This is a genomic window from Thalassospira sp. A3_1 (assembly GCF_017744215.1).
Taxonomy (GTDB): Bacteria; Pseudomonadota; Alphaproteobacteria; order Rhodospirillales; family Thalassospiraceae; genus Thalassospira; species Thalassospira lucentensis_A.
The window spans coordinates 57039-67897 of record NZ_JAGHQQ010000007.1; the positions used below are offsets into that span (position 1 = coordinate 57039).

General features: G+C 56.1%; 11 protein-coding genes. 5 read left to right on the forward strand and 6 right to left on the reverse strand.

The window, feature by feature from the left end; all coding sequences use genetic code 11:
• Nucleotides 1-9: 9 nt before the first annotated feature.
• A complete protein-coding gene (glpD, locus tag J7395_RS20510; RefSeq protein ID WP_209223556.1) occupies nt 10-1548 on the forward strand; it encodes a glycerol-3-phosphate dehydrogenase in 1539 nt (512 codons plus the stop codon).
• A 211-nt stretch (nt 1549-1759) separates the two neighbouring features.
• A complete protein-coding gene (locus J7395_RS20515; RefSeq protein WP_247742331.1) occupies nt 1760-3571 on the forward strand; it encodes a Na/Pi cotransporter family protein in 1812 nt (603 codons plus the stop codon).
• Between the two features lie 16 nt (nt 3572-3587).
• Here the strand turns inward: J7395_RS20515 and J7395_RS20520 are convergent, their stop codons facing one another.
• A complete protein-coding gene (locus J7395_RS20520) occupies nt 3588-4040 on the reverse strand; it encodes a GNAT family acetyltransferase (protein WP_209223560.1) in 453 nt (150 codons plus the stop codon).
• A gap of 326 nt (nt 4041-4366) precedes the next feature.
• Nucleotides 4367-5017 carry a hypothetical protein gene (locus tag J7395_RS20525; protein WP_209223563.1) on the reverse strand — a complete coding sequence of 217 codons (651 nt, stop codon included), beginning with the start codon at nt 5015-5017 and terminating at the stop codon, nt 4367-4369.
• 210 nt (nt 5018-5227) lie between these two features.
• On the opposite strand from J7395_RS20525, the gene J7395_RS20530 reads away from it, so the two are divergent.
• From J7395_RS20530 to J7395_RS20540, 3 genes are all read left to right on the forward strand, one after another.
• Entirely contained in the window at nt 5228-5953 is a 726-nt protein-coding gene (locus J7395_RS20530) for a response regulator (RefSeq protein WP_062959560.1), read from the forward strand.
• Nucleotides 5950-7524: an ATP-binding protein gene (locus J7395_RS20535; RefSeq protein ID WP_209223565.1), complete on the forward strand. Its 1575-nt coding sequence runs from the start codon at nt 5950-5952 to the stop codon at nt 7522-7524. The genes J7395_RS20530 and J7395_RS20535 overlap by 4 nt, the downstream gene beginning before the upstream one ends.
• 156 nt (nt 7525-7680) lie before the next feature.
• Nucleotides 7681-8985 (forward strand): adenylate/guanylate cyclase domain-containing protein, encoded by a 1305-nt coding sequence (locus J7395_RS20540; RefSeq protein ID WP_062952006.1) that lies wholly within the window; start codon nt 7681-7683, stop codon nt 8983-8985.
• A gap of 24 nt (nt 8986-9009) precedes the next feature.
• Here J7395_RS20540 and J7395_RS20970 read toward each other — a convergent pair whose 3' ends face one another.
• From J7395_RS20970 to J7395_RS20560, 4 genes are all read right to left on the reverse strand, one after another.
• Complete coding sequence (locus J7395_RS20970) at nt 9010-9594, reverse strand: hypothetical protein (RefSeq protein WP_247742332.1); 585 nt, start codon at nt 9592-9594, stop codon at nt 9010-9012.
• Between the two features lie 87 nt (nt 9595-9681).
• Complete coding sequence (locus J7395_RS20550; protein WP_062952007.1) at nt 9682-9939, reverse strand: RebB family R body protein; 258 nt, start codon at nt 9937-9939, stop codon at nt 9682-9684.
• Nucleotides 9940-9998: 59 nt separating this feature from the next.
• Nucleotides 9999-10322: a RebB family R body protein gene (locus tag J7395_RS20555; RefSeq protein ID WP_062952177.1), complete on the reverse strand. Its 324-nt coding sequence runs from the start codon at nt 10320-10322 to the stop codon at nt 9999-10001.
• 90 nt (nt 10323-10412) lie between these two features.
• The gene (locus J7395_RS20560) at nt 10413-10640 is read right to left on the reverse strand and encodes a RebB family R body protein (protein WP_062952008.1); all 228 of its coding nucleotides are present in this window, start codon (nt 10638-10640) and stop codon (nt 10413-10415) included.
• Nucleotides 10641-10859: the final 219 nt, after the last annotated feature.

Sequence of the window (10859 nt, forward strand, 5' to 3'; positions counted from 1 at the left end):
ATTCATGCCATGCAGAACCATTCGGAATATGACCTGATCATCGTCGGAGGCGGAATCAACGGGGCGGGGATCGCCCGTGATGCGGCCGGTCGCGGGCTGAAGGTCCTGCTGTGCGAAATGAACGATTTGGCAAGTGCCACGTCTTCGGCCAGTACCAAGCTGATCCATGGCGGCCTGCGTTATCTTGAACATTATGAATTCCGTCTGGTTCGCGAGGCGCTGAGCGAACGCGAAGTCCTTTTGGGCAATGCGCCGCATATCATCTGGCCGCTGCGGTTTGTTCTGCCCCATGTTCCCGGCCTGCGCCCGGCATGGATGATCCGCCTTGGCCTGTTTTTGTATGATCATCTTGGTGGTCGTAAAAAACTGCCGGGAAGCGAAGGTATTTCACTGCGCAAGCATGTTGCGGGGCAGCCGCTCAAGGCCGGGATGGAAAAGGCATTTGTCTATTCCGATTGCTGGGTCGATGATGCGCGGCTTGTGGTCCTGAACGCCATGGATGCCCGCGAATGCGGTGCCGAAATCCTGACACGTACCCGATGTGTCGGTGCAACCCAGCAGGATGGCAAATGGCAGGTGATCCTGCATGATCGCGATAGCGGTGCCGAGCGCATTGTTGGTGGCAAGATGCTGATCAATGCCGCCGGGCCGTGGTGTGCTTCGCTGATCGATCCTGAAAACGGTGTGGTCAAGGCCGAAACCAAGGCGAACATCCGTCTGGTCAAGGGGAGCCATATCGTGGTTCCGAAACTGTTCGATCATGATCATTGCTACATTTTCCAGAACCCGGATGGTCGCATCGTTTTCGCCATTCCTTATCAGGATGATTTTACCCTGATCGGTACCACCGATGTCGATTTTACCGGCGACCCGGCCAAGGTTGAAATCAGTGCTGACGAAGTTGATTACCTATGCAAGCTGGCTGGTGATTATTTCGAAACGCCGATTTCACCGATGGATGTTGTCTGGTCCTATTCCGGTGTGCGCCCGCTGTATGCGGGAGACGGCGAAGTTACCAACGCCTCGAAAGTCTCGCGCGATTATACGCTGAAACTTGAACCCGGGCGGGGCAAAGCCCCGGCGCTGCATGTGTTCGGCGGTAAAATCACCACCTATCGCAAACTGGCCGAACATGCCTTGAAACTGATTTCAAAACAGCTTGGCGTGGCCGATCGTCCCTGGACTTCGGGCGAGGTTCTGCCCGGTGGTGATTTGCCCGATAGATCCTTTGAAAAGGCCCTGCAATCCTATGGTATCCGTTATGACTGGTTGCCAGCCGCAACCCTGAAACGATTGGTTCGCGCCTATGGCAGCCGGATCGAAAAGCTGCTTGATGGTTGCAACAGCATCGCTGACCTTGGCGTTTGTTATGGTCATGATTTGTATGAAGCGGAAGTCCGTTACCTGATTGATCAGGAATGGGTGCGTGGCGTCGAAGACCTTGTCTGGCGTCGTTCGAAACTTGGTTTGCGCCTGACAGAAGATCAGGTTGCCGTGCTGCGCAAACGTCTGGCATCGGTAAAGTCGGATCGGATTGCGGCCCAGTAATCTGCAGGAATTATCGTTCCGCGATTTCACTGCGTAACTGCGCCAGTAAATCGCGGATTCCTGTTTGCGCGATGGGGTAATGTCTTGCCGATATGCGCGTCCTTTCGTGCCAGTTCGGGGCGGGCACATCGGGGTAATCCAGTCTGATCTATACGCGGGGTTACTGTGTGCTATGATGGCATATCAATAGTTTATGGCAGGTTCCGTGCCGATGTCATTCCTTCGCTTATCTGCCTTTTTATCCGTTCTGACAGTTCTGCTGGCCGTTCTTCCGATGCACGGCATTCTTGCGGCAGCCAATGATCCCACGGTATCGGAATTGCATCCGGGCTGGATGGCGATTGGTCTTTTGGGCGGGCTTGCCCTTTTCCTGTATGGCATGGATCATCTGGCGACCGCGCTTAAAACGCTGGCCGGGGGACGGTTGCGCGCGATCCTTGCGAAAATGACACGAAACCGGTTTATGGCGGCCCTTTCCGGTGCGGCGATTACCGGACTTGTCCAGTCTTCCAGTGTTACCACCGTTCTGGTGGTCGGTTTTGTATCGGCCGGGTTGATGGGGTTCGGGCAATCGATTGCGGTGATCATGGGGGCGAATGTCGGCAGTACGCTGACCGCACAGATTATTGCCTTTCGGATTGATGCAATCGCACCGCTGATGATTGCGGTCGGTTTTGGCGTCATGAGCTTCGTTCCCCATCGTGGCTGGTCGCTTGCCGGGCGGGCGTTGCTGGGAACGGGGCTTTTGTTCTTTGGCATGGGCATGATGAGCGATGCGATGGAACCGCTTCGCACCTATGAGCCCTTCATTGATCTGATGGCGCAAATGACCAATCCGCTGATCGGGATCATGATTGCGGCACTTTTTACCGCACTGGTGCAATCAAGCGCGGCGACGACCGGGATTGTCATTGTGCTGGCCGGGCAGGGACTGGTGCCGCTGGAAGGCGGGATTGCGCTGATTTTCGGGGCCAATATCGGTACCTGTGTCACAGCGCTTCTGGTGACAATCGGCAAGAACCGCGATGCGATGCGTACCGCCCTTGGGCATGTGTTCTTTAACGTGGTCGGGGTGTTGATCTGGTTGCCGTTTATTCCGCAACTGGCCGATATCGTGCGTGTCATATCGCTGGGTGAAAACGGCGGGCAGGTTGATATTGCGCGTGAAATTGCCAATGCACACAGCATTTTCAATATCGCCAATGTAACGATCATGATCGGTTTCGTGCCATGGATTGCACGGTTGATCGAAAAATGCGTGCCAGTGCGCGATGTGTTTGAACCCCCGCTTGATCCTGCGCCAAAATTTCTGGTCGACGACATCGCCGATACCCCGTCTGCCGCGCTGATGCTGCTTCGGAACGAGGTCATGCATATGGGCGATATCGTGTGCGATGTTGTAAGGCGTGGGCGTGAAACCATGCAAAACCCGACACTTGAGAAACTTGAAAAGATTGCCGAACTTGATGACGGGGTTGATAGCCTGCAGGATGCGATTGCGCGGTTTGCCGGAAAACTGCGCCATTCGGAATTGCTGCCATCGGATCAGAACCGGCTGTTAAACAAGCTTGCGATCAGCAATCATCTGGAGGCTATCGGCGATATCATCAGCGAGGAAATGACCGAGCTGGTTGGCAGATTGTTAGCCGAACGCAATCTGCCATTATTAGATAGCCGTGAAAAAATGTCCGAATTATTCACTTTTTCTGAAGAATGCCTCAAGCAGGCACTGACGGCCTTTGCCAGTGATGATGTCGAAGCCGCCAATCGTGTGTTGGCCCGTAAGGGCGAGTTCATCGAAAAAATGGATGTTACCCTGCGCCGTATCAGCGACGAGATCGGCCCAAGAGATGCCGATATCCGCCGTTACCGCACAGAAGTTGCGCTGGTCGAGCGTATCAACCGCTTATATGAACGTGCACGCCGCATTGCGCGGGCGTCGCTGGCGATTACGCGCGATGATCGAAGCGACAACAGCAACAGCCCGGAACGAACGCCGCACGGGCAGCCGGTGGCACCATAACAACTGTTTCTTTTTCTCAGCGGTCAGCGGGCGGGATATCGATGTCTTTTTGCATGACGGTGACATCAAGTGCGCGATAGCCAAGATGGCGATAGAAATCCTGCATCGCGCTGTTTTCTGATCGCACCATCAACTGCATCCGCCAGACCCCACGGTTTCGCAGCCAGTCCTCGCCGATGGCAACCAGCTTTTTGCCAAGCCCGGTTTTCTGATGGCTCGGCGCGACGGCCAGATAATAAATCCAGCCGCGATGCCCGTCATGGCCGACCATCACGGTGGCGATGATAGCATTGTTGATATCATCCCATACCATCAGGGTCGAATTGCGATCCGAAAGTGCAAAACGCACATCCCATTCCGGCGGATTATAGGGGCGATAAAGCCCGGTTTCCTGCCAAAGTTTTGTGATCGCGGGAATGTCGGTTTCAAGGGCGGTACGTGGGGTGGGCAAAAGGTTGGTGGCGGTCATGACGCAGCTTCTTGGTTTCTAAAAACGCAGAATGATCAGGGATCTGAAGCGCGTCAAACCAAAACTGATGCGAAATGGCGGTATCGGAGATGTTTGAGGCATCAAATCAGAGTGTCGATTGATCGGGGCAGTGAATCCGGGGAAGGAATGGGTATGGCCGGTCGGGAGATCGACAGGTAGGCCCAAAAAAGTGGCGCCCCCGGGGGGAATGTTGGGGGCGCCAGTGTTGTCCGGGCTATCGGTTGGGTGGGGGAAAGAACCCGGACAAAGGGAGTTGGGTCGAAGGAATTCCAGGGAACAGTTCGGACCGCTCGGGCCGGTCGCGGTTAGCTGATCGGACGGCCGGTTACGCGGCTGAGTTCCATTTCGCGCACGATATCGCCAGCTTTGTTGGTGACGGTCGCCATATAGGTGCCGCGTGGTGTTTCCTTGATTTCGCCCAGTGTCAGTTCGCCGCCGCCAAACCGGATCACCATGGCACTGGCAAGAAGGGTCATCTGTTCGGTGGTGAAGCGACGGTCAAAGCGGTCTTCACGGTCGGGTTTGGGCATCATACGGTGCATGTCGCGCATCTCGCCACGATCCGGGCGACCCGATTTGGCATCGAAGGTTACGGTATCGACGACATCGCCATTGGTATTCAGCAGGGTAATTTCGATTTCCTTGCCGTCATCGACCAGTTCGACATCGCCGGTTTTAAGATCGGTGGCGCCACGACGTAGCAGCATTGCATCGACCAGAATACGGGCCTCGTCAATGGTCAGCGGGGTGGTGCGGCGCATACCGTGTTTGCCGTGCATGCCCTTGTGATGGTCGCCGTCATGTTTACCAAATTTCGGACCATCGCCGCGGTCATCGTCACTCATCTGCCAGGGGCGATGATCGCCGCCCGATGCAAGGGCGGTTGCAACCGGGGTTGCGACAATGCTGGTCGCGATCAGAAGGGATGCGATTTTTAGTTTGCTGTTACGGTTCATAGGGGCCTCTTTTCGTTGGGGGACGTTTTGTTTGGCTGAGGCCTTTATGACGCTGATTTGTCGCGAAATGATCCCGGTAAACTGGGGAAATGGTCGCAATGTCTACCAAAACGGGTTTTTGCGACAATCTGATACAAATTGCTGTTTTTGATGGGGCATTCGGCGCGATAAGCTGAGATCAGAGATTATCGAAAACACAGGCACAGCTTAATGAGTGATCCGGCCCATATTCTTGTCGTTGATGACCACCGCGATATTCGCGATCTGCTGGGGCGTTATTTGCGCCAGCACGAATATCGCGTGACGCTGGCGTCCGACGGGCGTGAACTGCGCAAGCTGATGGGCGAAAATGTTTTGCCCGATCTGATCGTTCTGGATCTGATGATGCCTGGCGAAGACGGGTTGAGCCTCTGCCGGTGGCTGCGCGAGAATTATGATGTGCCGGTCGTGATGCTGACCGCTCTTGGCGAGGAAACCGACCGTATCATCGGCCTTGAAATGGGGGCTGATGATTATCTGGCAAAGCCGTTCAACCCGCGTGAATTGCTTGCACGGATCAAGGCGGTTCTTCGGCGGGCGCAAAGTTTGCCAAGCGGGCGGCGCGGCCAGAAGGCCGGGGGTGAAATCAGTTTTGATCGCTGGATACTGGATCGTACGCGGCATGAATTGCGTGACGAGAACGATGTTGTGGTGCCGCTTAGTGCCGGTGAGTTTGCCCTGCTATGCGCCTTTGTCGATCACCACAATATGGTGCTTAACCGCGACCAGTTGCTGGATCTGACCAAGGGGCGTGAGGCCATTCCGTTTGACCGCAGCATCGATAACCAGGTCAGCCGCCTGCGCAAGAAGATCGAACCAGACCCGAAAAACCCGACCCTGATCAAAACCGTCTGGGGCGGAGGATATATGTTTACCTGCGATGTGGTGAAGAAATGAAGCGGCGCAGTTTCATTTCCCGTTTGTGGCCGCAGACACTGGTTGGGCAACTGGTTTTGCTGATCCTTGGTGCCGTGGTCCTTACCCATGTTGTGCTGGGACTGCTTTTGGCGGAAGAGCGTCGCGACGCATTGCTGAGCGAACGGCGCGGCGGGGCATTGGCGCGGGTGGCAGCGATTTCGCGCATTCTGGCGGCAACGCCATCGGAGAACTGGCGCGATGTCTTGAAAGTCGGCCAGTCGCCGCAAAGCATCATGCGTCTGGTTGATAATCCCGATAACAGTCTGCCGATGTCAGATATCAGTTATACGTTGAGCGAGCGGCTTAATCAGGCGCTTGACGGGCCGGCGGTGCCGGCGCGTGTTCATATCCTGTCGGAGGATGACTGTCACGCGGTCGAGGAGCGCGAGAAAAAGAACCGCAAGAAACATCATGATGACGACGATGGTGGCAAGGAAAGGGATCGCGGCAAGGATTGGCGCAAGGAAAATGGATATTATCGCCAAGGTCATGTCGGGCCGCGCTTCTTTGATCATCTGGATTGTGTCGCCGCACCGTTAATGCAGATCAGCGTTCCGATTTTCCCGGTGGGGGTGACGGCAGATGGTGGTGCAGACGGTGCAGGGACGGCAGCATTGGTATCCGGCGCGGCGCAACCTGTTGTCTGGCTGGAGGCGCGAATTAACGGAGTGGTCCCGCCGCCGCGCGTAGTATTGCAAAATATCTTGCGGATTACGATTTCCGCGATCCTGATCGGATTTATCGCGTTCTTCCTGGCGCGCCGCATGACGCGATCCTGGGCGGTTCTGGCGCAGGCAGCTGATCGGGTAGGGCGCGGCGATTATCCCGAACCGGTTCCGGAAAACGGCCCGATTGAAATCCGCCGTGCGGCAAAGGCATTTAACCGTATGACCGCAAGGCTGAAGCGCTTTGTCGAGGATCGGACCCGGATGCTGGCGGCGATTTCGCACGATTTGCGCACCCCGATCACGTCCCTGCGCCTGCGGGCGGAATTTGTCGAGGATGCCGAAAACCGGTCGCGCATCATCGAAACGCTAAACGAAATGGAACAGATGGTCGAAGCGGCAATGACCTTTGCCCGCGAGGAAACGGCCAACGAAGCGACCCGCAAGATTGATATCGCCGCCCTGATAGAGGCGGCGGTCGAGGATTTGGCTGAAACCGGTCGCCCGATCCGGTTCCTTGGTGATGGCGAGCCGCGGGTTTATCCGTGCCGTCCGCTTTCGATCAAGCGCGCCCTTGGCAATCTGATTTCAAATGCCCTTACATTTGGCGATCAGGTCGAAGTGTTGCTAAAGCCCGCCGATGATGGTGGCATATGGATTGAAGTCAGCGACGACGGGCCGGGTATCCCGTCCGATCAGCGCGATCAGGTGTTCGAGCCGTTCTTCCGGCTTGAATCCTCGCGCAATCGTGAAACAGGCGGTATCGGGCTTGGACTTGCGATTGCCCGCACCGCCATCCGGGCCCATGGCGGCGAAATTTATCTTGAAGATGCGCCGTCTGGTGGGCTTTTGGCCCGGATTTATCTGCCGCCGATTGCCCATTAATCCTTTGTCGCAGGTAACAAGGTTTCGCTGGCTTGCCCCGATTTTGTCAGGAATAATACCGGTCAGAGCAGTTTTTGCGATTTTGCGATTGCGAAATCGCAAGTCTGTCCCATTTATGCGGTGTCATATTAGCGTAAGAATTGGACGGAGCCCGTCATGTCGGAAAACGCGAAACCCACGAACAATGTTACATCTCTGCCGGGGACGAACAGTGCCCTGTCAGGCGGCGGTTTTGTGCGGGCGGTCAATGACTGGCTGATGGAACGTGCGTTGGAAGATACCGATATTGACGCGATTGTTGAAGGCATGGTGTCACGACTTGTCGCGGCGGGTATTCCGATCGAACGCGTCATGGTCGGGTTCAAGACCCTCCATCCGCTGTATGAAGGGGTTTCCTATATCTGGTCAAAGGATCAGGGGCGGGTGGAGCGGTCGCTGCATCTTGATGTGCGCGAAAAGAACCCCGACTGGCTTGAAAGTCCGATGAAGTGGATGTCGGACAACGATGTCACATTCATGCGCAGACATCTGATCGGGCCCGGTGCGATCCTTGATTTCAATGTTTTGCAGACTTTCCGCAAAACCGGCGGGACGGATTATCTGGCGCTGATGACGCCGTTCACTACGGATCGTGACAGCACGCTTGGTACGAACCGTATCTTCATGACCTATATGACGCGACGCCCGAGTGGCTTTACCGACGAGGATCTGGCGATCCTGTCGGCGATCCAGCGCCGTTTTGCCGTGTCGTGCAAGATGCGGATCATGCATGAAGAAACCAAAACCATTCTTCAGACCTATCTGGGGTCGGATGCCGGGCAGCGGGTGCGTGATGGGCAGATCAAACTGGGCGACAGTACGAAGACGCGTGCGGTGATCTGGTTTTCGGACATGCGAAATTCGACATCGGTTGCCGCCAGCGTCGGCGATGACGCATTTCTCGGCGAAATGAACGATTTCTTTGCCGCGACTGCCGGTGCGGTCCTTAAGCATGGCGGACAGGTTTTGCGTTATATCGGGGATGCGACATTGGCGATTTTCCCGATCCGCGAGGATGAACAGGATCTGGAGCAGGCCTGTACGGCGGCGGTTTATGCCGCGGCCGAAGCACAGATCAATATTGATCAATTGAACAGTCAGCGCGAAGAAAGCGGTTTACCCGCCTTTGACTATGGCCTTGGCATGCATGTCGGTGATGTGATTTACGGCAATGTCGGCGTGCCTGATCGTGTCGACTTTACCGTGATCGGGCAGGCGGCCAACGAAGCCGCCCGGATCGAGCAACTGACCAAGCAGCTTAACAAGCGCGTTTTGGTCAGCCATCAGGTAGCAAAATTCATTTCCTGTCCGACAGAGGAAATGGGTGCATTCGAGCTTCAGGGAACAGGTTTGAGCCTGAAACTGTTTGCGCCCGACTTCAAGGAAGCCTGCGAACGCATTCAGTTGATGCAGGCCGGGTGATTTCCTTTGGGCGTAAGCCAAAGCTTACGCCATACTGTCGAAATCCTTGACCACGCTGCTTGAAGCGGTGCCGACGCTGGTAAATGTCTGCTGGGCGTCGGTGACGGCCTGTGTCGCTGCCTTGATGATATCGGCGTAGGGATCGGTCTTTTTTTCCACCAGCATTTTTTGCAGGGCCACACCGGTTGTGGCGGATGCCATCGACATGATGTTGCGCATGTAATCGGTGCTGTCCTGTACGGCATAGGCGGCGGCCTGTGCGACCTTTTGATAGGCAATCCCGTTTGCGCCCGGACCAGCACCGTTCAGTACGGCATGATTTGTCGTGCCGACCGCCTGGACGATTTGCGGATTAAGGGCGGTGCTAAGTGGGGGTGAGCTGGTGCCGCCACCACCCGACGGGGGATTGTTGGTCGAAGACGGGTTGTCGGAAGATTCACCCGATGCCCCAGAGGATCCTGGGCTCGACGCCCCATCCGAAGAGGGGCTTGCTGCCGAACTTCCCGGTGAGCCGTCTGTGGAGGTATCCGTCGAACTGTCCGCACCGGCGGCGGGCGGGGTGCTGCTATCAGCCGTATTAGATGCGTTGGGATCGGTATCATCTGCCATGACGGGCCTCATTGTGTTAACGGGGCATTTTCAGATTCAGGGCGTAAACTTTCCGGGTATTGGGGCGTGGTGCGTATGTTGGCAGCGTCAGGTTTTGCCGCCACCACCCATGCCGCCACCGGTGCTGTCGAGGATCATGCGACACGCGCTGGAAGTTACGGCGTTGCCAATCTGTTGCAGGCCGCCCTGGGTTTGCATGGCGTTCTGCATCGAAAGACTGATGGAATGTGCCATCGTCTGATACACGAGCCCCATTGCCTGTGCCGGAGCTTCGCCCAGAACCTTGACGTTGGTCTGTGTGACCGCGTCCGTAATCTGGGAATTAACCGGGGTGTTGTCTGCCATGTCACGCCCTCACTGAAATGTTCGGATAACACGCACGGCGCGTGACATCCGAATTCTGCCTAACGGCGAGTTGCTGCCAAAATGACCAAAAGGGTCAGAAGTGTATTGCTGTTGTCCGATCGCGACATCTTGGCGGTTGCCTGTGCCCCGGCCATGGTATTGACCGAATAAAGCTGCATGACACCCATGTTGGTGGCAGCCTGCGAGCACATGGAAGCCTGTTGCTGGGCCTGAATGGCATTCTGGAACAGGATCGATGTCGAGTGGGCGGCACTTTGATAGATCATGCCCATGGCGTTCGCCGGGGCCGAGCCGAGAACGCTGACCGATGTCTGGGTCACCGCATCTGTGATCTGACCGTTCACTGGGGTTGGAATAGCCATTTCTTCCTCCGATTTGGCGGTCACGATGACCGTACCCGTTTTGACGCAGATGATTGATCTTTGTGACAAAATTCCCGAACGGGGCGTTCCTTAGCCACCGGCCTGGGCGGTGATCATTGCCACCAGCTTCGAAGTTGCGGTATTGGCGACCTGTTGCATGTTTCCCTGTGTCAGGGTGGCGTTTTCCATGGCCAGACCCGTTGCATGGGAATGCGATTGCAGGGCGATCGATACCGCCTGTGCAGGACTTTCGCCCAGCACCTTGACGTTGGTCTGTGTCACGGCATCGGTGATTTGCGGATTGACGATATCGCTCATGACATCATGCCTTTGCCTTGGATGGGTGCCCGCAGGCAGGATCAGAACCGGCGCGCCGGTTAAAATGTTCCTATTGCTGGGCCTGTCTCTGTTTTTCGTATTCTTCCTGCTGACGTTTGAGTTCCTCGTCGGTCAGCTCGACATGTTTGTCGGGATCTTCCGGTGGTGGTACGGGGGCGGGGGGCGGTGCGCTCTTGAGGGTGGGGGGGCGCTTTGCTG